Below are 26,743 nucleotides of genomic sequence, written 5' to 3'. Positions count from 1 at the left end.
CCTCACGGCTAAGCCTTTGTCATCCAACGCCCGGACGCGCGCCCCATGAGCCAGCCCAAGACCCGCCTGCCGATCATCTTCATCCTGGTCACGCTGATCCTCGATGCCATCGGGATCGGGCTGATCCTGCCGGTGATGCCCGACCTGATCCGCGATATCGAGGGCGTGGGCCTGTCGGATGCCGCGATCTGGGGCGGCATCCTCGCCACCTCGTTCGCGGTGATGCAGTTCCTGTGCGGCCCGCTGGTCGGCAACCTGTCGGATCGCTACGGGCGGCGGCCGGTCCTGCTGATCTCGCTCGCCACGATGGCGCTGGATTATGTGGTGATGGCGCTGGCGGGCTCGATCTGGCTGTTGTTCGCGGCCCGCATCGTGGGCGGGATCACCGCCGCCACGCAGGCGACCGCGGGCGCCTTCATCGCCGATATCTCGCCCCCCGAACGCAAGGCCGCGCGCTTCGGGCTGGTGGGCGCGACCTTCGGCATCGGCTTCGTCCTCGGCCCGCTGATCGGCGGTTTCCTGGGCGAGCTTGGCCCCCGCGCGCCGTTCTGGGCCGCCGCCGGGCTGGCCACGGCCAACCTGATCTTCGGGTATTTCGTGCTGCCCGAGACCGTGACCGACCGCATCCGCCGCCCGTTCGACTGGCGCCGCGCGAACCCGCTGGGCGCCTTCCGCGAGATGGGGCGGCTGCCCGGGGTGCGGCCGCTGCTGACGCTGTTCTTCCTCTATGAATGCGCGATGTTCATCTATCCCGCGATCTGGGCCTATTTCACCCAGTATCGCTTTGGCTGGTCGACCGGCACGATCGGCATTTCGCTGGCGATGTTCGGCATCGGCATCGCCGCGGTGCAGGGCGGGCTGATCCGGGTGATCCTGCGGGTGCTGGGCGAACGCGGCACCGTCTGGTACGGGCTGTCCTACAATTTCCTGGCCTTCCTCATCATCGGCCTTGTCGACAATTCGACCGCGATCCTTCTGATGACGCCGCTTCTGGCGCTGGGGGCGGTGGTCACGCCCGCGATCCTGGGGCTGATGTCCAGGGCCGCGCAGGACAACCAGCAGGGCGAATTGCAGGGGGCGATTTCCTCGACCCGCTCGGTCGCGATGATCCTCTCGCCCATCGCGATGACGCAGATCTTCGCCGCCTTCACCCGCGAGGGCGCGCCCCTGATCCTGCCCGGCGCGCCGTTCCTGCTGGCGGCCGGCCTGATGATCGCCTGCGCCCTTGTCTTCGTCGCGCGACGCGATAGCCGCGCCCCGGCCTGAGCCCCAGGGAGATGCCCATGCGCCCGATCAAAGCCGCCATCTGCCGCGCCTTCGGCGCCCCCCTGACCATCGAGACCCTGCACCTGCGCCCGCCGGGGCCGGGCGAGGTCGAGGTCACGCTGGGCGCGGTCGCGATCTGCCATTCCGACATCTCGATGGCCGAGGGGGCCTGGAACCAGAGCCTGCCCGCCGTCTACGGGCACGAGGCCGCGGGCCATGTCGCCGCCATCGGGCCGGGGGTCACGGGGTTTGCGCCGGGCGACAGGGTGCTGGTCACGCTGATCCGCGCCTGCGGCCGCTGCCCCACCTGCGCCGGGGGGCACCCGACGATCTGCCGCACGAAACCGGGCGATGGCGACACGCCGCTCTTCACCGCTGCGGGCGAACCCGTGCATCAGGGGCTGGATACCGGCGCCTTTGCCGAGGCGGTGGTGGTCCATCACAGCCAGCTTGCCCCGATCCCGGCCGACATGGCGCTGGATGCGGCCAGCCTGATCTCCTGCGGGGTCATCACGGGGCTGGGCGCGGCGGTCAACACCGCGCGGATCCGGCCCGGCGAAACCGTGGTGGTGATCGGCGCGGGCGGCGTGGGGCTGAACGCGATCCAGGGCGCGCGGCTGGCGGGCGCCGCCCGGATCATCGCCATCGACATGCGCGCGGACAAGCTCGAGGCCGCGCGGGAATTCGGCGCGACCGACGGCGTTCTGGCCACCGGGGACAAGCCCTGGCGCGCGGCCCGCCAGATCGCGGGCCGTGCCGCCGATGCGGTGCTGGTCGCGGTCGGCAGCCCCGCGGCCTATGACAGCGCGCCGCGCTACCTTGCCCCGGGCGGGCGGCTGGTGATGGTGGGCATGCCCCATTCCGGCCAGACGGCGCGCTATGAACCGATGTCGATTGCCCTTCTGGGGCAGGAACTGCGCGGCTCGATGATGGGCGACACGGTGCTGGCCCGCGACATCCCGTGGATCGTGGATCTTTACCGCCAGGGCCGGATCCGGCTGGACGAGCTGATCTCGGGGCGCTGGCGGCTTGACCAGATCAACGCGGCCATCGCCGACACGAAAACCGGCGCGGCACGGCGCAACGTGATCCTGTTCTGACATCCCTGCCCCGGCCCGGTTTGTCACCTGCCCTTCAAATTGCTGTTACACGCGGACGATAGCCCGCAGGCATTTACAATTCGAAGGACCTGACATGACCCGAATTCTGCTTCTGACCACCGCCACGCTCGGACTTGTCGCGCTGACGCCCGCGGCCCAGGCCTGCACGCTGTCGGCCCTGACGCTGACCTGCGCGGACGGCACCACCTCGACCGACCAGCGCTGGGATGAGGACGGCCTGACCATCCGTGTCGAAAGCGGCGCGACCGTGTCCTCGACCGGCAAGACGACGCCCGCCTTCCGCTTTGACGGCGACGACATCACGCTGACCAATGACGGGCTGATCGAGAACCCGAATACCGCCAACGACAACGCGAACAACGCGATCGAGGTGCGCGGCACGAACCAGACCTATATCAACAATGGCACGATCTCGGGCGGCGACCGGGGCATCCACAGCCGGGGCGGCGATGGCGGGCTGACCGTGATCAATGCCGAGGGGGCGCTGATCGAGGCCCGCCGCCAGGCGGTGCGCGGCGGCGAGGATTATCCGGGCACGACCGTCATCAATGATGGCGTGATCCGTTCGACCGACGGCCGGGCGCTTCAGATCCGCGGCCAGGGCTCGAGCGTCACCAACAATGGCGAGCTTTACGGCGGCGAAGAGGTGGTCGAGGCGCGCGACGATTTCACCCTGATCAATCGCGGCCTGATCCAGATCGACGAGACCGAGGCCGATGAGGACGGCGTGCAGTTCGCCTCGGGCCGGGCCGAGAATTACGGCCGCATCGTCGGCACCGACGACGCGATCGACATGGACGAGGGCGAGGTCTACAACGCCCTTGGCGGTGTCCTGCTGTCGGTTGGTCCCGATGACGACCCCAACAAGGCCGCCATCGACCTCGACGGCGAATTCGACAACAGCCGCGACCCCGTGCGCCCCGCCGGATCCGTCCGGATCGTCAACGAGGGCTACATGGAAGGGCCGCGCGCAATCTCGGCCGCCTATGACCCGACCCTGCCCGACGACCATGTCAGCCAGGCGCGCCAATCGGTCGAGATCGTCAATTCCGGCACGATGGTCGGGCGCGGCGGCATCGCCATCGGCCTTGCCCCGACGCAGGGCGACAGCCAGCTGACCCTGTTCGGCGACAGCCGTCTTGACGGCGATGTCCTGTTCGGCGCGGGCGACGACCTGCTCGGCATCGGCGCGCTGACCTCCGACCTGCTGATCGCGGGGCTGTTCGACGGCGGCGCGGGCGAGAATACCGTCAGCCTCATGTCCTACATGCTGACGGATGTTCTGGGCTTCGAGGCGGTCGATGACGACACCTACATGCTGCGGCTGATGACCGGGCAGGGCGAGCTGTCGGGCGGCTTCCGCAACTGGCAGGACTGGCTCTTCGCCGATGGCAGCCGCCTGAGCACCGCCGAATTCGCCGCCGCCCTGGCGCCTGCCCCGGTGCCGCTGCCGGCGGGCCTGCCGCTGCTGCTGGCCGGGCTTGCGGGCTTCGGCGCGCTGCGGCTGCGCGCCCGGGGCTGAGGCGCCCGAAAGACGACAGACCGGCGCCCGCGGGCGCCGGTTTCCCTGTGCGGGTGGGGCCATGACTTGCTCCGCGGGCTGCCCTTCCCTAGGTTTGGGGGACAGCCCTGGCCGCCCGCTGCGGCGCAACGGATCGCGCGCAATGAAAGCTCCTTTCGACCCCGACCTGCAACCGCCCCCGCAATCGGGGTTGCCCAGACACGACCTGCGGCGGCTTCAGGTCTGGTTCCTGGGCATCATCGCCTTCGCGGTGGTGCTGTTCCTGCTGGTGCAGGCCAAGTTCCTGCTGATCTCTCTGGCCATCGCCATCATGCTGTTCTCGCTGACATCGGACGCGATCGGCTACATGAAGCGGCTGCGCTTCGGCGAGGCAAGGTTCTCCGAATGGCTGGCCTCGCTGCTGGCGGTGCTGCTGATCGCGACGGTGCTGATCTCGCTCTCGGCGATCATCCTGACCCAGGCGAACACCGTGGTCACCACCATCATGCAATATGCCGAACCGGGCCAGCGTGCGGTGGCCGAGATGTTCGGCTGGATGGGCGAGGACGTGGAACAGGCCGTGCTGAACTGGCTGCGCGGCGTCCGGCTCGGATCCTGGCTGACGACCATGGCCGGGCAGGCGGGCAACATCGCCTCGGGCGCGGTGCTGGTGACGCTGTTCGTGGGCTTCCTGTTTCTCGAACGGCTGTGGTTCTCGACCAAGCTCAACAGCCTGATGGGCGATGCCGAGCGTGCCGCGCGGGTCGAGCGGATCATCGGCTCGATCATGCATCGCGTGAACCGCTACCTCGTGGTCAAGACGCTGGTCAGCCTGGTGACCGGTGCGATGGTCTATGCCGTGATGCGCCTGTTCGGTCTGGAACTGGCGCTGGCCATGGGCGTGCTGACCTTCGTGCTGAACTTCATCCCGAATATCGGCTCGATCGTGGCCACGCTGGCCACCGCGCTGGTGGCCTATGTGCAGACCGGGGACAACGTGACCGGGCTTGCCGTGCTGGCCATCGTGGGGATCCTGCAATTCGTGGTCGGGCAGGTTCTCGACCCGCTGCTTCTGGGCAAGACGCTGCGGCTGTCCTCCTTCGGGATCATCGCCTCGCTCGCCTTCTGGGCGGCGGTCTGGGGCGTGCCGGGCATGTTCCTTGCCGTGCCGATCATGGTCTCGGTGATGATCGTCTGCTCGCAGATCGCCTGGCTGCGCCCGGTCGCGGTGCTGCTCTCGCGCGAGGGGCTGCCCGACGCCGACATGGACGATGCCGCGGCCCGCAAGCCCGAACATCGCGACGCCGCCTGAGCCTGCGCGTCGAACAGGGCGGTCGGCAGCGTCCCGGCCACCCGGGCGATTCGGGCCAAGCCGTTCATCCGGACGGCTTTCCCGCGGGGAATGCCCCGCGGGCAGCCCAGCGCCCCCGCGGGAAGCGGATTCAACCCCCCGCATCGTCCCGGGGCCGCGTATCAGCGTCGCAGGGGGGCCGACTCCGGATGTCATCGCCGTTCGGGCGCGCTATTGTCCCGCGTGGTCGGCGGCGCCTGCGTCGTTCCGAAGGGGCCTCGATCCCTCGGGCGCGCGGATGCTTCATGGCCGGGCGCGGGAGGTAACTGGGGCTCCCGCCGGAACCCTCAGGAGGATGTCCTGCCACGGGGCATATGCGTCACGCCGGGGCAGCGGACAGAAAAAGGATGGAAGATGGCCAATAATACTCAAAACCTGATCCGGCTGATCGTTGCCGCTCCGGCGATCGGTCTGGCGTTCTATGCCGTGAACTACAGCTCCGCGCCGAAACCCGAACCGGCCCCCGCCGCCGAGGTCGCGGCCGAGGAAACGGTCGCCGAAGAAGCCGTGGCCGAAGAGGCCGTGGCCGAGGAAGACGCCGCCGAAGAGGCTGTCGAGGACGTCGCCGAAGAAGCCGCCGCCGAAGAGGCCACCGAGGAAGAGGCCACCGAAGAGGCCGCGGCCGAAGACGTCGCCGAAGAGGCCGCCGCCGAAGAGGCCACCGAGGACGCCGCCGAAGACGCCGCGGCCGAAGACGTCGCCGAAGAGGCCGCCGCCGAAGAGGCCACCGAGGACGCCGCCGAAGACGCCGCGGCCGAGGAAGAGGTTGCCGAAGAGGCTGCCGGCGAAGCGGTCGCCGAGGATACCGCCGTCGAGGCCCCCGCGGTCGACACGCCGCAAGCCGTCGCCACCGCGCAGACGCTCGCCGACCAGGCCTCGGCGCTTGCCGCCGAATATGCCGACCTCGCCGCCCGCGCCGCCGCCCTGGCCGGCCAGTCCGCCGCGATCGTCGCGGCCCAGGCCGATGAGGCCGTGGAAGAGGCCGCCGAGGAAGCGGTGACCGAGGACGTCACCGAAGCGGCCGCCGAGGAAGCGCCCGCCGAGGACGCCACCGAAGAAGCCGCCGAGGAAGCAGCGGAAGAGGCCCCCGCGGAAGAAGCGGCGGCGGAAGAGGTGACTGAAGAGGCCGCCGAAGAGGCGCCGGCCGAAGAGGCCGCCGAGGAAGCGCCCGCCGAAGAGGTGACCGAGGAAGCCGCGGAAGAAGCCCCGGCCGAGGAATCCGCCGAGGAAGCCGCCGCGGAAGAAGCCCCCGCCGAAGAGGCGACCGAGGAAGCCGCGGAAGAAGCCCCGGCCGAGGAAGCCGCCGAAGAAGTGACCGAGGAAGTCGCGGAAGAGGCGCCCGCCGAGGACGCCGCGGAAGAAGCCACGGAAGAGGCGCCCGCCGAGGAAGCCACCGAGGAAGCCGCCGACGAAGCCCCCGCGGCGATGACCGTGGCCTTCAGCGGCGACCCGGCCGCGGGCGAGGCGGCGTTCCGTCAGTGCACCACCTGCCACACCGTCACCAACCCTGCGGGCGAGATGCTGGCGGGCCGGGGCCTTGCGGTTGGCCCGAACCTCTACGGCGTCGCGGGCCGTCACGCCGGGTCAGTCGAGGGCTTCAAGTACTCGCCCTCGATGACGGCGGCGGGCGAGGCGGGCCTCGTCTGGACCGAGGACCAGTTCGTGATCTATGCGGCCAACCCGACCGCGTTCCTGCGCGAATATCTCAACGACCCCCGCGCGCGCGGCTCGATGACCCACCAGGTCCGTCGCGAGCAGGAATCCTACGACGTCTACGCCTATCTCGCCACGCTGGCGCAATAACGCGCTCCCGGCCCACGCGGCCGGGACGACCCGGACACACGCCCCGTCCCGGCCATGCGCCGGGGCGGGGTTTATCTTGTCAGACCGGCGTAAAGCATCGGCAGCCGCTCGGGCAGGCGCTCGACATTCTCAAGCACCAGATAGTTCCGCTGCCCGAAGATCTGCGCCACATACTGGTCCGCGCGCGGATCGAGCGTCAGGCAGAACGGGATCACGCCCATCCGCGCCACCTCCTGCACCGCGGCGCGGGCGTCCTGGCGCAGATATTGCGGATCGCGCGCGTCGATATCGGCCGGCGCCCCGTCGGTGATGACCAGCATCAGCTTCTTGTTGGCCGCCACCCGGTTCAGATGCGCGCCCGCATGGCGGATCGCGGCGCCCATGCGGGTCGACAACTGCCCCCGCATCCCCGCCAGCCGCGCCTTGGGCATCTCGCCCCAGGGCTGATCGAAATCCTTGTAGCGCTGGTAAAAGACATTGTGCCGCCCGTCCGAACAGAACCCGTGCAGCGCAAAGGCATCGCCCACCTTGTGAATGGCCTCGGCCAGCAGCACGGTCGCGGACCGGGTCAGGTCCAGCACGGTCTGATCCTGCCCCGCCACCGGATCATTGGTCGATTCCGACAGGTCCAGCAGCGTCATCACCGCGATATCGCGCACCTTCCGCACCGAGCGCATCATCACCCGCGGGTCGGGCTGGCGGCCCATGCGGATGTCGATCATCGCCGTCAGCGCGGCATTGATGTCGATCTCGTCGCCATCCTCCAGCTTGCGGATGCGCTGCACGCCCTGCGGCTGCATCGCGTCCAGCAGATGCCGCATCCGCTGGGTCAGCTTGCGGTTCTCGGTCAGGATCGCGTCGATCTCCGCCGGGTCGCCCAGCCGCGGGCGCTTTTCCAGCACGGTCGCCCAGGCCGGGCGGTTCATCTGGATCTGGTAGTCGAACTCGTCATAGAAGACCGGCGCCGCGACGGGCTCCTTGCCTTCCTTCTCGTTGAAGGACAGGCCGTCATCGTCGAACAGTTCGTTCTCGGCGACCCAGATCTCCTGCGCATCCTCGCCCGCGGTCTCGACCTCGACCTCGTTCACCATCTCCATCAGCGAGACATATTTGCGGACCTGTTCCGGGGCCTCGCCCGGCCCCTTGTCCCAGTCGATCTCCTCGAATTCCCAGATATAGCGGTTGTCGTCGCGATAGGGGGCGCCCTGCACGTCGCGCCAGGCCGAATAGGGCCGCTCGCGCAGCCGATGGGCAAGTTCCAGCCCCAGATCGCGCGAGATCCGCGCATCCGACAGGTCGGCCGCCGCAAACGCGTCCCGCGCCCAGGCCGCCACCGGATCCTCGGTCGCCCAGTCCGGGTCCAGCAGCGCCAGCGCGATCCGGTCGAACTGCGCGCCCATCGACCCGTCATCCGTGGGGACGTGGAACCGCCGCCACAGGTCGCGCAGGCGCGGAAAGCGCGCGATGGCCAGCATTTCCACCCGCGCATCCTCGATCAGCCCGATACAGGCCTGTTGCAGCGCGTTCAGCCCGTCGCCCTGGATCGCGGCCGTTGTCGCAACCACATGGGCCGCGGCATGCGCGGCCGCGGCGCGGTAGAGGTCGAGCCCCGCAACTCCGTTCCAGTCGTCATAGGCATCCGGCAGGTGCAGGAACCAGTCCGCGATGAAGGGGCGCGCGCCCTCGCGGCTTTCGAAATCGCCCGCGGTGGGGCGCATCAGGAAATCCCGGCCCCAGAGTGCGCGCAGATACATCCCGATCCGGCGGTGGATATCGACGAACAGCGTGCCCTTGCGTTCCTTTTGCAGCACGGCCTGCGATTCCGCGCTTTCAAGGCCGAAATAGCGCGTCAGCTCCTCGAAATTCGTGCGATGCGCCTGCGCGCCCCAATTCGCCCAGCGGCGCAACCCGCCAAGGGTCAGCACATCCAGCAAATCCTCCAGATGCTCCAGCATCGGGCGCAACCCGCGCGGCGCCTGGGCAAGCAACTGGTTCAGCAATTGCAGATAGGCGCGGAACAGATCCGGGTCCGACAACCGGCGCGAGGCGACGGGCGCGGTCGCGATCACCCGCTCGATCACCGCGCCGGAGGTGCGCGAGGCAAAGCCCAGCAGGGTCTGGGCGAAATCGGGGATGATGTCCTCGCCCAGATCGCGGGCGAGCGTGGGGACCACCTCGATCCAGGTGCGCACGATATGATCGCCGCGCCCCATATGGCCCAGCGCCACCGCTCCCTTCAGCCAGTTGTCCAGCCCCCGCGGCGACAGCACCCGGATCGCGTCGGGCCAGCACTGGTCGAGGATCGCGCGCTGGGCCTCGTCCAGCTCGGCGGTCAGCTCGGCGAAATCGGCGAGCGTGGCCATGGCCTAGAAATAGGTCGAGACGGCCGCGTCCAGCGCGTCGCGCATGTCGGGGTCGTCGGTGATGGGGCGGACCAGCGCCATCTGGCAGGCGGCCACCGCCGGGATGCCCTGCGCCATCAGGCTGGCGGCATGGATCAGCATGCGCGTGGAAATCCCTTCGTCCAGCCCGTGCCCCTTGAGGTTGCGCGCGCGTTCCGCGATCGACACCAGCTTGTCGGCGTCCTTCGCCTCGATACCCGATTCATGGGCGACGATCTCGACCTCGACCCCGTGGGCGGGATAGTTGAAATCCAGCGCGCCGAAGCGTTGCTTGGTGGACTGTTTCAGGTCCTTCATCAGGCTCTGGTAGCCCGGGTTGTAGCTGATGACGAGGTGGAAATCCGGATGCGCGCGCAGCAATTCCCCTTTCTTCTCAAGGGGAAGGACGCGGCGGTTGTCGGTCAGCGGGTGGATCACGACGGTCGTGTCCTGGCGCGCCTCGACGATTTCGTCCAGGTAACAGATCGCCCCGTGCCGCGCGGCAAAGGTCAGCGGTCCGTCCTGCCAGCGCGTGCCATCGGCATCCAGCAGGAACCGGCCCACGATGTCCGAGGCGGTCATGTCCTCGTTGCAGGCGACGGTGACCAGCGGCTTGCCCAGCTTCCAGGCCATGTGCTCGACAAAGCGGGTCTTGCCGCAGCCCGTGGGGCCCTTCAGCATCACCGGCATCTTGGCGGCATAGGCCGCCTCGAACATCTCGACCTCGTTTGCGACGGGCCGGTAATAGGGTTCGGCCGTCACGCGGTACTGTTCGATCATGTCCTTCATACTCGCCTCCCAGGGGGATGCCCGCCGCGCAGGTCACGCGGCGGGCAAGGGTGCATCAGACCGGCGTGCCGCGATAGACCACCATGTTGGCGCCCTGGCTCTGGCTGAAATTGTTGTAGCCGATCAGGCGGACATGGTTGTCCGGGTTCGCCTCGTGGCAGGCCTTCAGTTCGGCCAGGATCACGTCGACATCGGTTTCCCCGAACATCGGCAGCTTCCACATGTACCAGAAATTCGACATCGCGTATTCCGGCTCGGTGTGCTCGATGGCCGGGTTCCAGCCATGCTTCACGATCCATTCCACCTGCTTGCGGATCTGTGCGTCATCCATCGGCGGCAGGTAGGAAAAGGTGCCCATCTTGCGGCTTGCGGGATCCGACAGCCGCGAATTGTAGTCCTGAACCTTGCTCATTCTCTCTCTCCCTTCGGGCGATCAGCGGTGCTGGGTGTCCAGCTTGTCCACGGTGTCGAACTCGAACTTGATCTCTTTCCACGTCTCCATGGCGATCTTCAGTTCGGGGCTGTGCTGGGCGGCGGCGATCAGGATGTCCTTGCCTTCCTTCTCGATCTCGCGGCCCTCGTTGCGGGCCTGCACGCAGGCTTCCAGCGCCACGCGGTTGGCCGCGGCCCCGGCCGCGTTGCCCCAGGGGTGGCCCAGCGTGCCGCCGCCGAATTGCAGCACCGAGTCGTTGCCGAAGATCGAGACCAGCGCCGGCATGTGCCAGACATGGATCCCGCCCGAGGCCACCGGGAACAGCCCCGGCATCCCGCCCCAGTCCTGATCGAAGAAGATCCCGCGCGAGCGGTCTTCCTTGATGTAGCGGTCGCGCATCAGGTCGATCCAGCCCAGCGTCGCCTCGCGGTCGCCTTCCAGCTTGCCGACGACCGTGCCCGAATGCAGGTGGTCGCCGCCCAGCAGGCGCAGCAGTTTCGTCAGGACGCGGAAGTTGATGCCGTGGTTGGGGTTGCGGTCCATCACCGCATGCATGGCGCGGTGGACGTGCAGCAGCAGCCCGTTGTCCCGGCACCATTTCGACAGCGAGTTATGCGCCGCCCAGCCCAGCGTCAGGTAGTCCGACATGATGATCGGCGTGCCGATCTCCTTGGCGTATTCGGCGCGCTTGTAGACCTCTTCCATGGTCGGCGCGGTCACGTTCATGTAGTGACCCTTGCGCTCGCCGGTCTCGATCTCGGCCTTCTCGATGGCTTCCTGGCAGAAATCGAAGCGGTCGCGCCAGCGCATGAAGGGCTGGCTGTTGACGTTCTCGTCATCCTTGGTGAAGTCCAGACCGCCGCGCAGGCATTCATAGACGGCCCGGCCGTAATTCTTGGCTGACAGGCCCAGTTTCGGCTTGATCGTGCAGCCCAGCATCGGGCGGCCATACTTGTCCAGCTTGTCGCGCTCGACCTGGATGCCGTGGGGCGGGCCGAAGCAGGTCATCACGAACCACAGCGGGAAGCGCACGTCTTCCAGGCGCAGCGAGCGCACCGCCTTGAAGCCGAACACGTTGCCCACGATCGAGGTGAAGACGTTGACGACCGAGCCTTCCTCGAACAGGTCCATCGGATAGGCGATGAAGGCATAGAAGGCGTCATCGCTGCCGGGCACGTCCTCGATCGCGTAGGCGCGGCCCTTGTAATAGTCCAGATCGGTCAGAAGGTCGGTCCAGACCGTCGTCCAGGTCCCCGTGCTGCTTTCGGCCGCGACCGCCGCGGCGGCTTCCTCGCGGTCCACGCCGGGCTGCGGGATCACCTTGAACACGGCCAGAACGTCGCTGTCCTTCACCTTGTAATCGGGTTCCCAATAGGTGGACCGGTAGTCCTTCACACCGGCATCGTATTTCTTGGCAGACATGGTGCCTCCTCCGCGAATGATCCGTCTCCCCCCGATCCGAGTCGGGTCGAGGGCACTATGGCTGCTTGTGTCACTATGGAAAAATGAATAGTTCTTATTTCCATAATAGACGAAAGCTTATGATCCATGCCCGTCACCATCCGCCAGTTCCGCGTCTTCCAGGCCGTCGCCCGGCATGAAAGCTATACCCGCGCCGCGGAGGAGCTGAACCTGACCCAGCCCGCCGTCTTCGCCCAGGTCCGCCAGCTGGAGGACCGGCTTGGCATGGTATTGCTCGACCGGGTGGGCAAGCGGATGTTCCTGACCGATGCGGGCCGCGTCGTGCTGGAGGGCGCGCGCGAGACGCTCGAAGGGATGGAACGGATGAAGATGCGGCTGGCCGACATGCGCGGTCTGCGCGAGGGGCGGCTGCGCCTCGCGATCGTGTCCACCGCGCAATATTTCATGCCCCGGCTGCTGGGCGATTTCTGCACCCGCAATCCCGGCATCGAGGTCGCGCTGACCGTCACCAACCGCCAGGCCATGCTGGAACGGCTCGCCGCCAGCGAGGACGATCTCTGCGTTCTGGGCTCCGTGCCCGACGGGCTGGACGTGATCGCCACCGCGATTGCCGACAACCCCATCGTCGCGGTCGCCCGCTACGATCACCCGCTGGTCGCCGAGCGCAACATCGCCCCCGAACGGGTGGCGCTGGAAACCTTCATCCTGCGCGAACCGGGCTCGGGCACAAGGCTTGCCGCCGAACGCTTCTTCCGCGCGCGCGGGCTGACGCTGCCGATGCGGATGGAACTGGGCAGCAACGAGGCGATCAAGCAGGCGGTCATCGGCGGGCTGGGGCTTGCCATGCTGTCGCGCGACACCCTCGCGCTGGAGGGGCAGACCGGCGTGCTCAAGGTGCTGGACCTTGCCGGTTTCCCGCTGATGCGGCAATGGCAGGTCGCCTATCCGCGCGGCAAGCACCTTTCGGTCGCGGCCGAGGCGTTCATGGATCACCTCGTCGCCAATGCCCGCACCGCGGTCGAGGCCGGCCCCGAACTGCCCCCCGCGCTGCCGGCGGTGGCGACCGCCTGACCCCCGCGCGCCCAGCCCCTTTCCCCGCCCCGGCCTTTGGGCTAGAGACAGGCCCAACCGGCGACCCTGGACAGGCCCCAAAGCGATGAAATTCACCCTCTCCTGGCTCAAGGACCACCTCGAGACCGAGGCGTCCCTCGACGACATCCTCCACGCGCTGACCGATCTCGGCCTCGAGGTCGAAGGGGTCGAGAACCCGGCCGTCAAGCTCGAGGAATTCACCATCGGCAAGGTGCTCAAGGCCGAGAAGCACCCCGATGCCGACCGCCTGCGCGTCTGCCAGGTCGCGACCGGGCAGGGCGAGACCCAGATCATCTGCGGCGCCCCCAATGCCCGCGAGGGCATCACCGTCGTCGTGGCCCATCCCGGCACCTACATTCCCGGCATCGACACGATCATCCAGGTCGGCAGGATCCGCGGCGTCGAAAGCCACGGCATGATGTGTTCCGAACGCGAGATGGAACTGTCCGAGGAACATGACGGCATCATCGAACTGCCCTCGGGCGAGGTCGGCCAGAAATTCACCGACTGGCTGGCGGCAAACGACCCCGCCCGCGTCGATCCGGTGATCGAGATCGCCATCACCCCCAACCGCCCCGACGCGCTGGGCGTCCACGGCATCGCCCGCGACCTTGCCGCCCGCGGCATCGGGCGGCTGAAACCGCTGGCCGTCGACCCCGTCCCGGGCACCTTCCCCTGCCCGATCCCCGTCACCATCGACCCCGCGCTCCGCGACAAGGGCTGCCCGCATTTCACCGGCCGCCTGATCCGCGGCGTGACGAACGGCCCCAGCCCGCAATGGCTTCAGGACCGGCTCAAGGCGATCGGCCTGCGCCCGATCTCGGCGCTGGTCGATATCACGAACTTCTTCACCTATGACCAGAACCGCCCGTTGCACGTCTTCGACGCCGATATCGTCAGGGGCGGGTTGCGCATCCACCCGGCCGCGGGTGGCGAGACGCTGACCGCGCTGGACGACAGGGACTATGTCTTCGCCCCCGGCATGATGGTCATTTCCGACGAGACCGGCCCCGAAAGCATCGCGGGCGTGATGGGCGGGGACCATACCGGCGTGACCGAGGCCACGGTGAACGTCTTCCTCGAAAGCGCCTGGTGGGACCCGATCACCATCGCCGCCACCGGCCGCGCGCTGCGCATCAATTCGGATGCCCGCTACCGTTTCGAACGCGGCGTGGACCCGGCCCATACCCTGCCCGGGCTCGAAGCCGCGACCCGGATGATCCTTGAGCTTTGCGGCGGCGAGCCGTCCGAGGTGGTGGCCGATGGCGCCGCCCCCGACACCGCCCGCGCCTATCGGCTGGACACCGACCGCGTGGCCCGCCTCGTCGGCATGGACATCCCGGCCGAGGACCAGCGCGCCACGCTGAGCGCGCTGGGCTTCCGGCTCGCGGGCGACATGGCCCATGTCCCCTCCTGGCGGCCCGACGTGCTGGGCGAGGCCGATCTGGTCGAGGAAGTCGCCCGCGTCGCCTCGCTGACGAAACTGGTGGGCAAGCCGCTGCCGCGCAGCCATCTCGGCGTGCCCAGCGGCATCCTGACGCCGCTGCAGAAACGCGAAGCCGCCGCCCGGCGCAGCTGTGCCGCGCTCGGCTACAACGAATGCGTCACCTATTCCTTCATCGACCAGGCCTCGGCCGCGCTGTTCGGCGGCGGCGATGACGCCACCGCGCTGGAGAACCCGATCTCCAGCGAGATGAGCCATATGCGCCCCGCGCTGCTGCCCGGCCTGTTGCAGGCCGCCGCCCGCAACCAGGCCCGCGGCTTCGCCGATCTGGCGCTGTTCGAGATCGGCCCCGCATTTCACGGCGCCGAACCGGGCGACCAGCACCTGCTGGCCACCGGCCTGCTGGTCGGCCAGGCCGGACCGCGCGACCCCCATGGCTCGCGCCGCCCGGTCGACATCTACGACGCCAAGGCCGATTGCGAGGCCGTGCTGGCCGCCATCGGCGCGCCCGCCCGCGCGCAGATCCTGCGCGGCGCCCCGGGCTGGTGGCACCCGGGACGGCATGGCATGATCTGCCTCGGCCCGAAGAAGGTGCTGGCCGTCTATGGCGAGCTGCACCCCAGGGTCCTGCGCGCGATGGACGTCAAGGGCCCGGCCATGGCCTTCGCGATCTGGCTTGAGGAACCGCCCTTCCCGCGCAAGACGGGCGCCACGCGCGACGCGCTGGGCGTGTCCGACTTCCAGGCGGTGGAACGCGATTTCGCCTTCGTGCTGGATGCCCGGGTCGAGGCGCTGAACGTGGTCAACGCCGCCGCGGGCGCCGACAAGGCCCTGATCGAGGAGGTCCGCGTCTTCGACGAATTCATCGGCGGCAGCCTCGGCGCGGGCCGGAAATCGCTCGCCATCACCGTGCGGCTGCAACCGGTGGACCGCACGCTGACCGAGGACGAGATCGAGGCGGTCAGCCGCAGGATCGTCGAGAAGGTCGAAAAGGCGACCGGCGGCACGCTGCGGGGCTAGACCGACAGGGCAGGGGGACACGCGCGATGTTCGAGAACCGCACCGAGGCCGGGCACCGCCTGGCCGAGAAACTCGCCGAGGCCGCGCCCGAAAACCCGCTGGTGCTGGCCCTGCCGCGCGGCGGGGTGCCGGTCGCGCTGCCGATCGCCCGGGCGCTGGGCGCGCCGCTGGACCTGGCCTTCGTGCGCAAGATCGGCATGCCGGGCAATCCCGAACTGGCCGCGGGCGCGGTCGTGGACGGCAATGCCCGCGAGGTGGTGTTCAACAGCGACGTTCTGGCCATGACCGGCCTCACCCCCGCCGATTTCGCCCCCGAGGTCGAGCGCAAGCTGGCCGAGATCGCCGCCCGCCGCGCGCTCTATCTGGGCGACCGCCCGCCGCAGAAGATCGCCGGCCGCACGGCGATCGTGGTCGATGACGGCATCGCCACCGGCGCGACCATGCGCGCCGTGCTGCAGGCGCTGCGCAAGCGCGGCCCGATCGAGACCTGGCTTGCCGTGCCCGTCGGCCCGCAGGAAACGATCTGGCAGATGCGCGGCATGACCGACCGGCTGTTCTTCCTCGAGGCGCCGCGCGACTTCCGCGCCGTCGGTTTCCATTACAGGCAGTTCGACCAGGTCGAGGATGACGATGTCGTGCAGATGCTGCGCGCCGCCTGGGCGGCCGAGGACCAGCGATAGGAGGGCAGGGATGACGTTGAGGGTGTATCTTTCGGGCGAAATCCACACCGACTGGCGCGAGCGGATCGTCGCGGGCGCGACGGGTCTGGACGTGGTCTTCGACGCCCCGGTGACCGATCACGCCGCCAGCGACGATTGCGGCGTGGCGATCCTGGGGCCGGAGGACAAGAAGGTCTGGCACGACCACAAGGGCGCCAGGCTCAACGCGATCCGCACCCGAAAGGGGATCGCGGATGCCGATATCGTGGTGGTCCGCTTCGGCGAGCAATACAGGCAGTGGAACGCTGCCTTCGATGCGGGCTTTGCCGCGGCGCTCGGCAAGTCGCTGATCGTGCTGCACGGCCCCGAACACGCCCACGCGCTCAAGGAGGTGGACGCCGCCGCCCTGGCAGTGGCCGAGCATCCCGAACAGGTCGTGCAGATCCTGCGCTACGTCCTGACCGGCATCTTGCCGGGCTGAGGCCGGGGCAGGGGGGCGCTGCCCCCCGTCCTTGCGGACTCCCCCCGGGATATTTCCGGCCAGAAGAAGGAGAAAAGGGCCTTCGGTCTTCTTCTTGGTGAAAATACCCAGATCCTGCGGGTGCCGCAGCGCCGCCGGTCGGGGCAGGGGGGATGCGTCACGCCCGCGGCGGCTGGACCAGCCCGCGCTGCACCGCCGGGCGGGCTAGGAAGCGGTCGAGCCAGGCGTGCAGGTTGGCGAAGTCGGTCCAGCCGACCAGGTCGCCCGCCTCATAGCCGACCAGCAGGTTGCGCAGCCAGGGCAGGAGGGCGATATCGGCGATGGAATAGTCGCCGCAGATCCAGGCGCGCCCCTCCATCCGCCTGTCCAGCACCGTCAGCAGCCGCCGGCTTTCCGCCACATAGCGCTCGCGCGGGCGCGGATCCTCGATCTCGGAGCCCTTGAACCTGACGAAGAACCCCATCTGCCCGAACATCGGCCCGACGCCGCCCATCTGGAACATCAGCCATTGCAGCACCTCGTGGCGGGCGCGCGGGGCGGTCGGCAGGAACTGTCCGGTCTTCTCGGCCAGGTAGATCAGGATCGCCCCGCTTTCGAACAGCGCCATGGGCGCGCCGTCCGGCCCCTCGGGGTCGATGATCGCGGGGATCTTGTTGTTGGGGTTGAGCGACAGGAAGGCCCCGGTCATCTGCTCGCCCGCATTGATGTCGACCCGGTGCGCGTCATAGGGCAGGCCGGTTTCCTCGAGCATGATCGACACCTTGACCCCGTTCGGCGTGGGGTAGGAATAAAGCTGGATCGCCCGCGGATCGCGGGGCGGCCAGCGTTTGGTCACGGGAAAATCGGCAAGCGTCGTCATCGGGTCCTCCGGCGCGGTCATTCCCCGGTCTTGTCGGGGTCCGGGGCAAAAATTGCAACAGGGCCGGGCGGGGCGCGTGTTACGCTTTTCCATCTGTCGCGCAAAGGACGGCAGAGGGACGGATGTACCATTTCCGGTGGAGCACACATGCTGAAGGAATTTCGTGATTTCATCGCCCGGGGCAATGTCATGGACATGGCCGTGGGCATCATCATCGGGGCGGCATTCACCGCCATCGTCACCTCGCTGGTCGAGGACATGATCAACCCGATCATCGGGCTGTTCATCGGCGGCGTCGATTTCTCGGGGCTCGCCCTCAGGGTCGGCGAGGGCGACAATGCGGGCGTCTTCGCCTATGGCAAGTTCATCACCGCGCTGATCAATTTCCTGATCATCGCCTGGGTCGTCTTCCTGCTGGTCAAGGGCGTGAACCGGGTCAAGGAGATGGCGATCAAGGCCGAGAACGCCGCCGCGCCGCCGCCCGGCCCCAGCCAGGAAGAGCTGCTGATCGAGATCCGCGACGCGCTGAAGGCGCGCGGCTGAGCCCGGCCGGGGCGCCCGGCACCGTCCGGGGGCCCCGCCTCAGAGCCGCAGCGCCAGATGCGGCGACAGCACGTCGATGCCCTGCGCCTTGCCCGCGCCATAGCAGGTCAGATGCCCCGCATGGGCGTTCAGCCCGGCCAGCAGGTGCGGATCCTCCTCGCAGGCCCGCCGCCAGCCCTTGTCCGCCAGCGCCAGCAGGAAGGGCATCGTCGCATTGCCCAGCGCCAGGGTCGAACTGCGCGGCACCGCGCCGGGCATGTTGGCCACGCAGTAATGCACGACCCCGTCCACCTCGTAGATCGGCGCCTGATGCGTCGTGGCGTGCGAGGTTTCGAAACAGCCGCCCTGGTCGATCGCCACATCGACCAGCACCGCGCCGGGTTTCATCCGGGCCAGATCGGCGCGGGACACCAGCTTCGGCGCCGCGGCGCCGGGGATCAGCACCGCGCCCACCACCATGTCGGCCCGTTCCAGCAATTCCCCCAGCGCCCCGCCCGAGGAATAGCGCGTGCGCATCAGCGGCCCGAAGGCATCGTCGAGATAGCGCAGCCGCGCCAGCGACCGGTCCAGCACCGTCACCTCGGCCCCCATCCCGGCCGCGATCCTTGCTGCATGGGTTCCGACCACGCCGCCGCCGATCACCACCACTTCGGCCGGACCCACCCCCGGCACGCCGCCCATCAGCACGCCGCGCCCGCCATTGGCCTTTTGCAGCGCCCAGGCGCCGACCTGCGGCGCGAGCCGCCCCGCCACCTCGGACATCGGCGCCAGAAGCGGCAGCCCGCCGCCCGCATCGGTCACCGTTTCATAGGCGATGGCGGTCACCCCGCTGTCCAGCAGGTCGCGGGTCTGGTCGGGATCGGGGGCAAGATGCAGATAGGTGAACAGAACCTGCCCCGCGCGCAGCAGCCTGCGTTCGCCCGCCTGCGGTTCCTTGACCTTCACGACCAGATCGGCGCGGGCAAAGACCTCTTCGGCCGTCTCCGCCAGCATCGCCCCGGCCGCCCTGTAATCGGCATCCGCAAAGCCTGCGCCCAGCCCCGCGCCCTGTTCCACCAGCACCTCATGGCCATGGGCCACCGCCTCGCGCGCGGCATGGGGCGTCAGCCCGACGCGGTATTCCTGCGGCTTGATCTCCCTCGGGCATCCGATACGCATGGCCTGTCCTCCCTCTTGCCGCGCCCAGAATGCCGCAGCCAGCGGGGGAATGCATCGAAATCCACCCCCTTTCCCGCGTGATTTCGCGGCAGAACCGTGCAAGATTGCCCGCAAACCGCGAAGGATCTTTCACGCGCATGCAGCTTGACGACACCGACCGGCGCCTCTTGCGGGTGCTTCAGAAAGAGGGCCGCATCTCGAATGCCGAGTTGAGCGAGCGGGTGAACCTCTCGCCCTCGGCCTGTCACCGCCGCGTCGCCCGGCTGGAACGCGACGGCTTCATCCGCGATTACGTTGCCCTTCTGGACCCGCGCAAGGTCGACCGCCCCACCACCGTCTTTGTCGAGATCACGCTTTCGGGTCAGGCCGACGAGGTGCTGGAGGCGTTCGAAAAGGCCGTCGGCCGGGTGCCCGACGTGCTGGAATGCCACCTGATGGCGGGCAGCGCGGATTACCTGCTCAAGGTCGTCGCCGAGGACAGCGAGGATTTCGCCCGCATCCACCGCCAGCACCTGACCCGCCTGCCCGGCGTGGCGCGGATGCAGTCGTCGTTTGCGCTCAGGACAGTGTTCAAGACCACCTCCCTGCCGCTATAGGGGGGGGCAAACCGGATGGGGGCTGCGATGGGCAAGGACAAGGACAAGCGCAAGGCGATCGTCGCCGCGTGCCTCAGGATGAACGCGGTCGGGCTGAACCAGGGCAGTTCCGGCAATATCAGCCTGCGCCACCATGACGGGCTGCTCATCACGCCCAGTTCCATCCCCTACGAGGACATGACGCCCGAGGATATCGTCTTTCTCGACATGGACGGCACGGCGCATGGGGACCGCAAGCCCTCGTCCGAATGGCGCTTTCACCGCGACATCCTGGCCCGCCGCCCCGATCTGGGCGCCGTGGTCCATGCGCATGCGCCCTACTGCACGACGCTGGCGATCATGCACAGGGAGATCCCCGCGGTGCATTACATGATCGCCGCGGCAGGCGGCGGCACCATCCGCTGCGCGCGCTATGAAACCTTCGGCACGCAGGCGCTGTCGGATGCCGTGATCGAGGCGATGGAGGGGCGCAAGGCCTGCCTGATGGCCCATCACGGCATGATCGCGGCCGAGGCGACGCTGGACCGCGCCATGTGGCTCGCCATCGAGGTCGAGGCGCTGGCCCGCCAGTATCACGGCGCGCTGCAACTGGGCGATCCGCCGCTTCTGTCGGATGCGCAACTGGCCGAGGCGGTCGCGCAGTTCAGCGCGGGCTACGGGCAGGGCGGCAAGGACTGAACCCGGGGCCTGGGCCGGGGCGTTGCCCGGCTCGACCCCGCCGCGTGACCGGCGAAGGGTCTGACAAAAGGTCCGATGAAAGTCCGATGGAATTCCGATTTCCGCCGCAGCCCGGAATCCCGGAAACGAAAAACCCCCGGGCCGGAGCCTCGGGGGTCGTCGTACCGGGGCCGAAGCCCCCGTTCGCATGTCGTCGGGACTTACAGAAGCCCTTCGCGCTGGGCTTTCTTGCGCGCCAGCTTCCGGGCACGGCGGATGGCCTCGGCCTTCTCGCGCGCCTTCTTCTCGGACGGTTTCTCGAAATGCTGCTTGAGCTTCATTTCCCGGAACACGCCCTCGCGCTGAAGCTTCTTCTTCAGCGCACGAAGTGCCTGATCGACATTGTTGTCGCGAACGCTTACCTGCATGTGGTTGTCACCACCTTCCTTGTTAGAGTTGCCTTCGTCAGCAGGAGGTGGTCCTATAGCAAAGCACCGCTAACTTGTCTATAGACCGCCCCGGCAACATGGAGGCCAAGCGATGACCGACACGCCGACCGGCATGGAACAGATCAGGGATCAGCTTCTCGATGCGGCGCTGATGCATGTGCCCTTCGACGGCTGGAGCGAGGCCGCCTTTCGCGCCGCCATCTCGGATGCCGGAATCGAGCCGCAGATGGCCCGCGCCGCCTGTCCGCGGGGTGCCGTCGATCTGGCCGCGGCGTTCCACCGGCGCGGCGACGACCTGATGGTGCAGCATCTTCACCGCACCGACCTGACCGAGATGCGTATCCGCGACAAGGTGGGGCTGGCGATCCGCTACCGGATCGAGGCGGCCGAGGACAAGGAACTGGTGCGCCGCGGCGCCACGCTGTTTGCCCTGCCGCAACATGCCGCCGAAGGCTCGCGGCTGGTCTGGGGCACCGCCGACCGGATCTGGACGGCGCTGGGCGATGTCTCGGACGATGTCAACTGGTACACGAAACGCGCCTCGCTCGCCGCGGTCTACGGGTCGACCGTGCTTTACTGGCTGGGGGACGAGACGCCCGGAGAACAGGCGACCTGGGAATTTCTCGACCGCCGCATCGGCAATGTGATGCAGGTCGAGAAGGCCAAGGCGCAGGCGCGCAAGAACCCGCTGCTCAAGCCCTTCCTGATCGGTCCCGATTTCATCGCCCGCCAGATCAGGCCCCCCCATGCCCGGCCGCGCCATCGCATGCCGGGCTGGCTGTCGCCGCGCACGGAGTAAACATGACCCTTCCCGCCACGATGCGCGCCGTCGAGATTTCCGAACCCGGCGGCCCCGAGGTCCTGCGCCTGACCGACCGCCCGGTGCCGGTGCCCGGCGCGGGCGAGATCCTGATCCGGCTGGCCTATGCGGGCGTCAACCGGCCCGATGCGCTGCAACGCGCGGGGCTTTACGCGCCGCCGCCCTGGGCATCCGACCTGCCCGGTCTGGAAGGGGCGGGCGAGGTGGTGGCCATCGGCCCGGATGTCGCGGGTGTCGCGGTGGGCGATCGGGTCTGCGCGCTGCTGCCGGGCGGGGGCTATGCGGAATACGTCGTCACCCCCGCCGCCCATGCCCTGCCCGTGCCCGAGGGGCTGGACCTGGAACAGGCCGCCTGCCTGCCCGAAACCTTCTTCACCGTCTGGTCCAATGTCTTCATGCGCGGCGGGCTCAAGGCGGGCGAACGGTTCCTGGTCCATGGCGGGTCGTCGGGCATCGGGACAACCGCGATCCAGTTGGCGCATGTCTTCGGCGCGCGGGTCTTCACGACCGCCGGAAGCGCCGAGAAATGCGCGGTCTGTGTGGCGCTGGGCGCCGAGCGCGCGATCAACTACCGCGAGGAGGATTTCGCCGAGGTCCTGCGCGCCGAGGGCGGCGCCGACCTGATCCTCGACATGGTGGGGGGCGACTACCTGCCGAAGAACGTCAAGGCCTTGGCCGATGACGGGCGGCTGGTGCAGATAGCGTTCCTCAAGGGGGCGAAGGTCGAGTTGAACTTCGCCCAGGTGATGATGCGGCGGCTGACGATCACGGGTTCCACCCTGCGCCCGCAATCCGATCTGGCCAAGGCACGGATCGCCGACGAGTTGCGCGACAAGGTCTGGCCGCTGATCGCCGCGGGCCGTGTCCGGCCCGTGATGGACAGCGAATTCCCGCTGGAAGAGGCCGCCGCCGCCCATGCCCGCATGGAATCCAGCGCCCATGTCGGAAAGATCGTGCTGAAGGTCGCCTGACCCGTGCAGGACGGCGAAACGGACTGTTTCCTGCCTGCTTCTGGCCATATTGCCGCCACGGAACTACCCTGATCGCTGGGGCCGCGATGTGCGGCCGGTGTGGTAAGGGGTTCGGTGGTGATGAAGATGAGCGTTCCCGGTCTGGCCTGTCTGGCCCTTGTCGGATCGCTGGCCGCAGCGCCTGCGGCGACGATCGAACTGGACTATATCGGGCAGAAGAAGGGCGGGGTGAATACCTATTTCCGCTTCGACGGCGTGTCGATGGGCGCGCACGCCGGAGAGTTCACCTTCGATGTCCTCGGCACGGAAGACCAGATCGCCGCCTGGTGCGTGGACATCGCCCATGTCCTGATCCAGAGCGCCACGCCCTACGCCCCCGATCCGGGCCTGTTCGACGCCGGGGTCGTGGCCAATCTCGACCGGCTGTTCACCCAGCATTACCACGCGGTGGTGGATGCGGTCAGTTCGGCCGCCTTCCAGCTAGCGATCTGGGAACTGATCTATGACGGCGGCGATGTCGGCCTTGGCGCGGGCCGGTTCTCGTTGCGCGACCAGACGCCCGAAAATGTCCGCATCGCGGCGCAGGGGTTTCTCGATCTCGACGCGCGGGGGGGCGGCTACCAGCTTAGTTTCCTGCGGTCCGAGGCGAGCCCCGTGCCCAGCCAGAACCTGGTGACGGTCGCGCCGGTGCCGCTGCCGGCCTCGGTGATGCTGCTGCTGGCCGGGCTGGGGCTGATGGGGGCGGTGGGCGCGCGCCGCAGCGCCTGACCGGCGGCAGGAGATGTCCTGCCGCCGCCGCGAATCCGTCACCCGATACCGGACCCGGCGTCTTTGGGGGAAGGCGCGCCGGGACAGGTGAGGGCAGACGGAAGGCCCCGCCCCGGTCCGGGCGGGGCCGACGATGTCCGCCGCAGTCTACCGGACCCGGTCCATCAGCGCATCGCGCAGGTTGCAATCCTCGACCACGTCGGCGCCGCATAGCCGGGGCTTCAGGGCGCGCGTCAGGCAAAGCCGCGCCTCCTGGATGCGGCCCTCCTTGCAGGTGATCGTCAGCATGTCGGGCCGCCATGCCGGATTGGCCTGAAGAAAGCTCTCCTCGACCACGCCGGCGGGCAGGCGCACATTCTCCGGCAGCTTGCGGAACGCCTCGGGCAGGCTCACCGACATGTAGGCCCGCCGGGACAGGTCGAAATAGTCGCCGGGTGTCAGTCCCGTGCAGCGCCCATGCTTGTTCCACTGGTGCCAGGCAAGCCCCGCGCTGCCCATGATATCGGTCATCGCGCGGGTCTGGGCGCGGCTCGGCCCGCGCTCGGTCGAGGGGCAATAGCTCGGCCAGCCCCGTTCATATTGCGGCCAGAGCCCGTGCAGCACCCATCCCCTGTCCGTCCCCGCCTCGCATTGCGGGCTGCCGCGCGCATCGCCTTCCAGCGCGCACCATGTCGGCGACCAGCTCAGCGACAACACGTAATAGTCGAACTTTCCGGGTTGCTCTCCCGCGGCGCGGGTCACGGTTGCGGCCAGGATCAGCAGGACAAGCCAGCGCATTTTCTCTTTTCTCCCGGCCCGCAGCCTACTATACAGTCGCCCAACCTCCCCGAAAACGAGGATCGGCGCCAGAGCGGCGCAGCCGTTTTCCCGGCTGGGGAGCCCGTTGTTTGTTCGAGAGGAGTTGAACCCATGAACAAGCCGATCATGGCAAAAGCCACCGCTGTCTGGCTGGTAGACAACACGACGCTGACATTCAAGCAGATCGCCGATTTCTGCGGCATGCACGAGCTTGAGGTTCAGGGGATTGCCGATGGCGACGTGGCCGCAGGCGTCAAGGGATTTGACCCGATCGCCAACAACCAGCTCGACCCCGTCGAGATCGAGAAGGGCGAGAAGGATCCGCTCTACAAGCTGCGGCTCAAGTTCAACCCCGCCGCGGTCGGCGAGGAAAAGCGCCGCGGTCCGCGCTATACGCCGCTGTCCAAGCGGCAGGACCGCCCGGCGGCGATCCTGTGGCTGGTCAAGTTCCATCCCGAACTGGCCGACAGCCAGATCGCCAAGCTGGTCGGCACCACCAAGCCGACGATCCAGACGATTCGCGAGCGCACGCACTGGAACATCTCGAACATCCAGCCGATCGACCCGGTGGCGCTGGGGCTGTGTCGGCAGAGCGAACTGGACGCCGCCGTGCACAAGGCGGCGAGGAAAAAGTCCGCCGAAGGCGGGCTGATGTCGGATGACGAGCGGCGCAAGCTGGTCTCGACCGAGCAGTCGCTCGACATGGCACCCGAGCCGCGCCTGCCCACGGCGATCTCGGGTCTGGAAACCTTCTCGCTGACACGCCATGACGACGAGGACGAGGACAAGGACCTGCCCGACGCGGACAGCTTCTTCAACCTGCCCGACAGCGACGACGAGGATGACGACGAGACCGACCAGGGGCACGGGCGCTGAGCGCCCGCCGCCTTCCGCGGGGGTCTACATGCCGAGGCTTTGCAGATAGGCGATGACATCCGCCCGGTCGCTGGCCCGGCGCATCCCGGCATAGGTCATCGCGGTCCCGCGGGCAAAGCCCTGGGGATTGGTGATCAGGGCGTCGATCCGCTCCGGCGTCCAGACGCCCTCGATCGCCGAGAACGCGGCGGAATAGCGGAAATCGTCGAAACTGGCCACATCGCGGCCCACGACCCCGTAAAGCGAGGGGCCGACGCCGTGAACGCCTTCCTCGACCCGGTGGCAGGCCTGGCATTCGCGGAACAGGCGCTCGCCACTGGCGGCACTGGCATTGGCCAGCAACTCTTCGAAGCTGGGCGCTTCGGCAGCGGCCTCGGCGGGGGCGTCGTCGGCAAGGATGACATAGGCGGGCTGTTCGAGGCCCCGTTGGGTGTAAAGCGCGCCCGCAGCCAGGTTCATCACATAGAAGATAGCCAGCGCAAGGCACAGTGCGGCCACGGATTTCAGCACGCCAATCAAGGCCAACATCGCGATTTTCCCGTTTTTCCCGATCCCTTCCTAAGCGCTTCAACTTGCGTATTGCAAGGTTTATCAACCCTCGGAACACCCCCCGGAACCGAACGAGGAGCGGCCGCCGCATGACCCGACGCATCGCCTTTCAGGGAGAGCCCGGCGCCTATTCGCACCAGGCCTGCCATGACGCCCGCCCCGAGATGGAGGCCGTGCCCTGCCGCACCTTCGAGGACGTGATCGACGCGGCCCGAAGCGGCACGGCGGATCTGGCGATGCTGCCGGTCGAGAACTCGACCTACGGGCGGGTGGCCGACATTCACCAGCTCCTGCCCGATTCCGGGCTGCATATCGTCGACGAGGCCTTCGTGCGGGTGCATATCAACCTTCTGGGCGTGCCCGGCGCGCGGCTGGACGGGATCACCCACGCGATGAGCCACACGGTCCTTCTGGGCCAGTGTCGCGACTTCCTGCGCGCCCATGGCATCCACCGGGTGACCGCGGCGGATACGGCCGGCTCCGCGCGGCATGTCGCCCAGACCGGGGACCGCACGCTGGCGGCCCTTGCCGGCGATCTGGCGGCCGAGATCTACGGGCTGGACATCCTCGCCCGCCATATCGAGGATCACGACAAGAACACCACCCGCTTCCTGCTGATGGCGCGCGAGCCCGACCGGTCGCGGCGCGGCGATCTGGGGATGATGACGACCTTCGTCTTCCAGGTCCGCAACATCCCGGCCGCGCTCTACAAGGCGATGGGGGGCTTTGCCACCAACGGGGTGAACATGACCAAGCTGGAAAGCTACATGGTCGACGGCTCGTTCACCGCGACCCAGTTCTATGCCGATATCGAGGGCCATCCCGAGGATCCGAATGTCAGGCTGGCGCTCGAGGAACTGGACTATTTCACCACCAAGCTGGAAATCCTCGGCGTCTACCCGGCGGACCGCAAGCGCCACTAGGGCGACGGCGGGC

General features: G+C 68.1%; 26 protein-coding genes. 17 read left to right on the top strand and 9 right to left on the bottom strand.

Annotated elements, in window-relative coordinates; translation table 11 throughout:
- The first annotated feature begins 45 nt into the window (after nucleotides 1-45).
- From NHN26_RS07910 to NHN26_RS07890, 5 genes are all read left to right on the top strand, one after another.
- Nucleotides 46-1,266: a TCR/Tet family MFS transporter gene (locus NHN26_RS07910; RefSeq protein WP_253088948.1), complete on the top strand. Its 1,221-nt coding sequence runs from the start codon at nucleotides 46-48 to the stop codon at nucleotides 1,264-1,266.
- Nucleotides 1,267-1,283: 17 nt separating this feature from the next.
- Entirely contained in the window at nucleotides 1,284-2,366 is a 1,083-nt protein-coding gene (locus tag NHN26_RS07905) for a Zn-dependent alcohol dehydrogenase (RefSeq protein ID WP_253088947.1), read from the top strand.
- Nucleotides 2,367-2,460: 94 nt separating this feature from the next.
- Nucleotides 2,461-3,909: a hypothetical protein gene (locus tag NHN26_RS07900; RefSeq protein WP_253088946.1), complete on the top strand. Its 1,449-nt coding sequence runs from the start codon at nucleotides 2,461-2,463 to the stop codon at nucleotides 3,907-3,909.
- 142 nt (nucleotides 3,910-4,051) lie between these two features.
- On the top strand, nucleotides 4,052-5,200 hold the full coding sequence (locus NHN26_RS07895) for an AI-2E family transporter (protein WP_253088945.1): 1,149 nt from the start codon (nucleotides 4,052-4,054) through the stop codon (nucleotides 5,198-5,200).
- A 393-nt stretch (nucleotides 5,201-5,593) separates the two neighbouring features.
- A complete protein-coding gene (locus NHN26_RS07890; RefSeq protein ID WP_253088944.1) occupies nucleotides 5,594-7,042 on the top strand; it encodes a c-type cytochrome in 1,449 nt (482 codons plus the stop codon).
- Nucleotides 7,043-7,113: 71 nt separating this feature from the next.
- Here NHN26_RS07890 and NHN26_RS07885 read toward each other — a convergent pair whose 3' ends face one another.
- From NHN26_RS07885 to NHN26_RS07870, 4 genes are read right to left on the bottom strand one after another with little or no spacing between them, the layout of a single operon-like run.
- Nucleotides 7,114-9,405 (bottom strand): nitric oxide reductase activation protein NorD, encoded by a 2,292-nt coding sequence (locus NHN26_RS07885; RefSeq protein ID WP_253088943.1) that lies wholly within the window; start codon nucleotides 9,403-9,405, stop codon nucleotides 7,114-7,116.
- Between the two features lie 3 nt (nucleotides 9,406-9,408).
- On the bottom strand, nucleotides 9,409-10,212 hold the full coding sequence (locus NHN26_RS07880; protein ID WP_253088942.1) for a CbbQ/NirQ/NorQ/GpvN family protein: 804 nt from the start codon (nucleotides 10,210-10,212) through the stop codon (nucleotides 9,409-9,411).
- A gap of 55 nt (nucleotides 10,213-10,267) precedes the next feature.
- Nucleotides 10,268-10,624, bottom strand: a complete 357-nt coding sequence (locus NHN26_RS07875) for a ribulose bisphosphate carboxylase small subunit (RefSeq protein WP_132695484.1) — start codon at nucleotides 10,622-10,624, stop codon at nucleotides 10,268-10,270.
- Nucleotides 10,625-10,645: 21 nt separating this feature from the next.
- Nucleotides 10,646-12,067, bottom strand: a complete 1,422-nt coding sequence (locus NHN26_RS07870) for a form I ribulose bisphosphate carboxylase large subunit (RefSeq protein WP_253088941.1) — start codon at nucleotides 12,065-12,067, stop codon at nucleotides 10,646-10,648.
- A 126-nt stretch (nucleotides 12,068-12,193) separates the two neighbouring features.
- Here NHN26_RS07870 and NHN26_RS07865 point away from each other — a divergent pair, with 126 nt between their 5' ends.
- The 4 genes from NHN26_RS07865 to NHN26_RS07850 all read left to right on the top strand — a co-directional run bounded on the left by NHN26_RS07865 (nucleotide 12,194) and on the right by NHN26_RS07850 (nucleotide 16,763).
- Nucleotides 12,194-13,138 (top strand): LysR family transcriptional regulator, encoded by a 945-nt coding sequence (locus NHN26_RS07865; RefSeq protein WP_253088940.1) that lies wholly within the window; start codon nucleotides 12,194-12,196, stop codon nucleotides 13,136-13,138.
- 85 nt (nucleotides 13,139-13,223) lie between these two features.
- Nucleotides 13,224-15,623 (top strand): phenylalanine--tRNA ligase subunit beta, encoded by a 2,400-nt coding sequence (gene pheT / locus NHN26_RS07860; RefSeq protein WP_253088939.1) that lies wholly within the window; start codon nucleotides 13,224-13,226, stop codon nucleotides 15,621-15,623.
- Between the two features lie 26 nt (nucleotides 15,624-15,649).
- Nucleotides 15,650-16,303: a phosphoribosyltransferase gene (locus tag NHN26_RS07855; RefSeq protein ID WP_253088938.1), complete on the top strand. Its 654-nt coding sequence runs from the start codon at nucleotides 15,650-15,652 to the stop codon at nucleotides 16,301-16,303.
- Between the two features lie 10 nt (nucleotides 16,304-16,313).
- Complete coding sequence (locus NHN26_RS07850) at nucleotides 16,314-16,763, top strand: YtoQ family protein (protein ID WP_132695493.1); 450 nt, start codon at nucleotides 16,314-16,316, stop codon at nucleotides 16,761-16,763.
- 157 nt (nucleotides 16,764-16,920) lie between these two features.
- Here the strand turns inward: NHN26_RS07850 and NHN26_RS07845 are convergent, their stop codons facing one another.
- On the bottom strand, nucleotides 16,921-17,622 hold the full coding sequence (locus NHN26_RS07845; protein WP_253088967.1) for a glutathione S-transferase N-terminal domain-containing protein: 702 nt from the start codon (nucleotides 17,620-17,622) through the stop codon (nucleotides 16,921-16,923).
- A gap of 147 nt (nucleotides 17,623-17,769) precedes the next feature.
- Here NHN26_RS07845 and mscL point away from each other — a divergent pair, with 147 nt between their 5' ends.
- A complete protein-coding gene (gene mscL, locus NHN26_RS07840; RefSeq protein ID WP_253088937.1) occupies nucleotides 17,770-18,165 on the top strand; it encodes a large-conductance mechanosensitive channel protein MscL in 396 nt (131 codons plus the stop codon).
- 39 nt (nucleotides 18,166-18,204) lie between these two features.
- On the opposite strand, the gene ald is transcribed toward mscL, so the two are convergent.
- Complete coding sequence (gene ald / locus NHN26_RS07835; RefSeq protein WP_253088936.1) at nucleotides 18,205-19,323, bottom strand: alanine dehydrogenase; 1,119 nt, start codon at nucleotides 19,321-19,323, stop codon at nucleotides 18,205-18,207.
- A gap of 137 nt (nucleotides 19,324-19,460) precedes the next feature.
- On the opposite strand from ald, the gene NHN26_RS07830 reads away from it, so the two are divergent.
- Together NHN26_RS07830 and NHN26_RS07825 are read left to right on the top strand one after the other, a co-directional pair.
- Entirely contained in the window at nucleotides 19,461-19,919 is a 459-nt protein-coding gene (locus NHN26_RS07830; RefSeq protein ID WP_253088935.1) for an Lrp/AsnC family transcriptional regulator, read from the top strand.
- 27 nt (nucleotides 19,920-19,946) lie between these two features.
- Complete coding sequence (locus NHN26_RS07825; RefSeq protein ID WP_253088934.1) at nucleotides 19,947-20,597, top strand: class II aldolase/adducin family protein; 651 nt, start codon at nucleotides 19,947-19,949, stop codon at nucleotides 20,595-20,597.
- Between the two features lie 200 nt (nucleotides 20,598-20,797).
- On the opposite strand, the gene rpsU is transcribed toward NHN26_RS07825, so the two are convergent.
- On the bottom strand, nucleotides 20,798-21,004 hold the full coding sequence (gene rpsU / locus NHN26_RS07820; protein WP_005614280.1) for a 30S ribosomal protein S21: 207 nt from the start codon (nucleotides 21,002-21,004) through the stop codon (nucleotides 20,798-20,800).
- A gap of 112 nt (nucleotides 21,005-21,116) precedes the next feature.
- Here rpsU and NHN26_RS07815 point away from each other — a divergent pair, with 112 nt between their 5' ends.
- The 3 genes from NHN26_RS07815 to NHN26_RS07805 all read left to right on the top strand — a co-directional run bounded on the left by NHN26_RS07815 (nucleotide 21,117) and on the right by NHN26_RS07805 (nucleotide 23,584).
- Nucleotides 21,117-21,824, top strand: a complete 708-nt coding sequence (locus NHN26_RS07815) for a COQ9 family protein (protein ID WP_253088933.1) — start codon at nucleotides 21,117-21,119, stop codon at nucleotides 21,822-21,824.
- 2 nt (nucleotides 21,825-21,826) lie between these two features.
- Nucleotides 21,827-22,816, top strand: coding sequence for an NAD(P)H-quinone oxidoreductase (locus tag NHN26_RS07810; RefSeq protein WP_253088932.1), 990 nt, complete (start codon nucleotides 21,827-21,829; stop codon nucleotides 22,814-22,816).
- A gap of 120 nt (nucleotides 22,817-22,936) precedes the next feature.
- Nucleotides 22,937-23,584 carry a PEP-CTERM sorting domain-containing protein gene (locus NHN26_RS07805; RefSeq protein ID WP_253088931.1) on the top strand — a complete coding sequence of 216 codons (648 nt, stop codon included), beginning with the start codon at nucleotides 22,937-22,939 and terminating at the stop codon, nucleotides 23,582-23,584.
- Nucleotides 23,585-23,731: 147 nt separating this feature from the next.
- On the opposite strand, the gene NHN26_RS07800 is transcribed toward NHN26_RS07805, so the two are convergent.
- Entirely contained in the window at nucleotides 23,732-24,361 is a 630-nt protein-coding gene (locus NHN26_RS07800; RefSeq protein ID WP_253088930.1) for a ribonuclease T2 family protein, read from the bottom strand.
- A 132-nt stretch (nucleotides 24,362-24,493) separates the two neighbouring features.
- On the opposite strand from NHN26_RS07800, the gene NHN26_RS07795 reads away from it, so the two are divergent.
- Nucleotides 24,494-25,258, top strand: a complete 765-nt coding sequence (locus NHN26_RS07795) for a DUF1013 domain-containing protein (RefSeq protein WP_253088929.1) — start codon at nucleotides 24,494-24,496, stop codon at nucleotides 25,256-25,258.
- Nucleotides 25,259-25,282: 24 nt separating this feature from the next.
- Here the strand turns inward: NHN26_RS07795 and NHN26_RS07790 are convergent, their stop codons facing one another.
- Nucleotides 25,283-25,786: a c-type cytochrome gene (locus tag NHN26_RS07790; RefSeq protein ID WP_253088928.1), complete on the bottom strand. Its 504-nt coding sequence runs from the start codon at nucleotides 25,784-25,786 to the stop codon at nucleotides 25,283-25,285.
- A 110-nt stretch (nucleotides 25,787-25,896) separates the two neighbouring features.
- On the opposite strand from NHN26_RS07790, the gene NHN26_RS07785 reads away from it, so the two are divergent.
- Nucleotides 25,897-26,730 carry a prephenate dehydratase gene (locus NHN26_RS07785; RefSeq protein ID WP_253088927.1) on the top strand — a complete coding sequence of 278 codons (834 nt, stop codon included), beginning with the start codon at nucleotides 25,897-25,899 and terminating at the stop codon, nucleotides 26,728-26,730.
- Nucleotides 26,731-26,743: the final 13 nt, after the last annotated feature.

Source organism: Rhodovulum tesquicola, assembly GCF_024128855.1.
GTDB classification, from domain to species: Bacteria; Pseudomonadota; Alphaproteobacteria; order Rhodobacterales; family Rhodobacteraceae; genus Rhodovulum; species Rhodovulum tesquicola.
This window is presented reverse-complemented; position numbering and strand designations above follow the sequence as displayed.

Bases quoted from the DNA above. Each gene is read 5' to 3' on its own strand.
- NHN26_RS07910 (WP_253088948.1), top strand. From the start codon at position 46: ATGAGCCAGCCCAAGACCCGCCTGCCGATCATCTTCATCCTGGTCACG.
- NHN26_RS07905 (WP_253088947.1), top strand. From the start codon at position 1,284: ATGCGCCCGATCAAAGCCGCCATCTGCCGCGCCTTCGGCGCCCCCCTG.
- NHN26_RS07900 (WP_253088946.1), top strand. From the start codon at position 2,461: ATGACCCGAATTCTGCTTCTGACCACCGCCACGCTCGGACTTGTCGCG.
- NHN26_RS07895 (WP_253088945.1), top strand. From the start codon at position 4,052: ATGAAAGCTCCTTTCGACCCCGACCTGCAACCGCCCCCGCAATCGGGG.
- NHN26_RS07890 (WP_253088944.1), top strand. From the start codon at position 5,594: ATGGCCAATAATACTCAAAACCTGATCCGGCTGATCGTTGCCGCTCCG.
- NHN26_RS07885 (WP_253088943.1), bottom strand. From the start codon at position 9,405: ATGGCCACGCTCGCCGATTTCGCCGAGCTGACCGCCGAGCTGGACGAG.
- NHN26_RS07880 (WP_253088942.1), bottom strand. From the start codon at position 10,212: ATGAAGGACATGATCGAACAGTACCGCGTGACGGCCGAACCCTATTAC.
- NHN26_RS07875 (WP_132695484.1), bottom strand. From the start codon at position 10,624: ATGAGCAAGGTTCAGGACTACAATTCGCGGCTGTCGGATCCCGCAAGC.
- NHN26_RS07870 (WP_253088941.1), bottom strand. From the start codon at position 12,067: ATGTCTGCCAAGAAATACGATGCCGGTGTGAAGGACTACCGGTCCACC.
- NHN26_RS07865 (WP_253088940.1), top strand. From the start codon at position 12,194: ATGCCCGTCACCATCCGCCAGTTCCGCGTCTTCCAGGCCGTCGCCCGG.
- pheT (WP_253088939.1), top strand. From the start codon at position 13,224: ATGAAATTCACCCTCTCCTGGCTCAAGGACCACCTCGAGACCGAGGCG.
- NHN26_RS07855 (WP_253088938.1), top strand. From the start codon at position 15,650: ATGTTCGAGAACCGCACCGAGGCCGGGCACCGCCTGGCCGAGAAACTC.
- NHN26_RS07850 (WP_132695493.1), top strand. From the start codon at position 16,314: ATGACGTTGAGGGTGTATCTTTCGGGCGAAATCCACACCGACTGGCGC.
- NHN26_RS07845 (WP_253088967.1), bottom strand. From the start codon at position 17,622: ATGACGACGCTTGCCGATTTTCCCGTGACCAAACGCTGGCCGCCCCGC.
- mscL (WP_253088937.1), top strand. From the start codon at position 17,770: ATGCTGAAGGAATTTCGTGATTTCATCGCCCGGGGCAATGTCATGGAC.
- ald (WP_253088936.1), bottom strand. From the start codon at position 19,323: ATGCGTATCGGATGCCCGAGGGAGATCAAGCCGCAGGAATACCGCGTC.
- NHN26_RS07830 (WP_253088935.1), top strand. From the start codon at position 19,461: ATGCAGCTTGACGACACCGACCGGCGCCTCTTGCGGGTGCTTCAGAAA.
- NHN26_RS07825 (WP_253088934.1), top strand. From the start codon at position 19,947: ATGGGCAAGGACAAGGACAAGCGCAAGGCGATCGTCGCCGCGTGCCTC.
- rpsU (WP_005614280.1), bottom strand. From the start codon at position 21,004: ATGCAGGTAAGCGTTCGCGACAACAATGTCGATCAGGCACTTCGTGCG.
- NHN26_RS07815 (WP_253088933.1), top strand. From the start codon at position 21,117: ATGACCGACACGCCGACCGGCATGGAACAGATCAGGGATCAGCTTCTC.
- NHN26_RS07810 (WP_253088932.1), top strand. From the start codon at position 21,827: ATGACCCTTCCCGCCACGATGCGCGCCGTCGAGATTTCCGAACCCGGC.
- NHN26_RS07805 (WP_253088931.1), top strand. From the start codon at position 22,937: ATGAAGATGAGCGTTCCCGGTCTGGCCTGTCTGGCCCTTGTCGGATCG.
- NHN26_RS07800 (WP_253088930.1), bottom strand. From the start codon at position 24,361: ATGCGCTGGCTTGTCCTGCTGATCCTGGCCGCAACCGTGACCCGCGCC.
- NHN26_RS07795 (WP_253088929.1), top strand. From the start codon at position 24,494: ATGAACAAGCCGATCATGGCAAAAGCCACCGCTGTCTGGCTGGTAGAC.
- NHN26_RS07790 (WP_253088928.1), bottom strand. From the start codon at position 25,786: ATGTTGGCCTTGATTGGCGTGCTGAAATCCGTGGCCGCACTGTGCCTT.
- NHN26_RS07785 (WP_253088927.1), top strand. From the start codon at position 25,897: ATGACCCGACGCATCGCCTTTCAGGGAGAGCCCGGCGCCTATTCGCAC.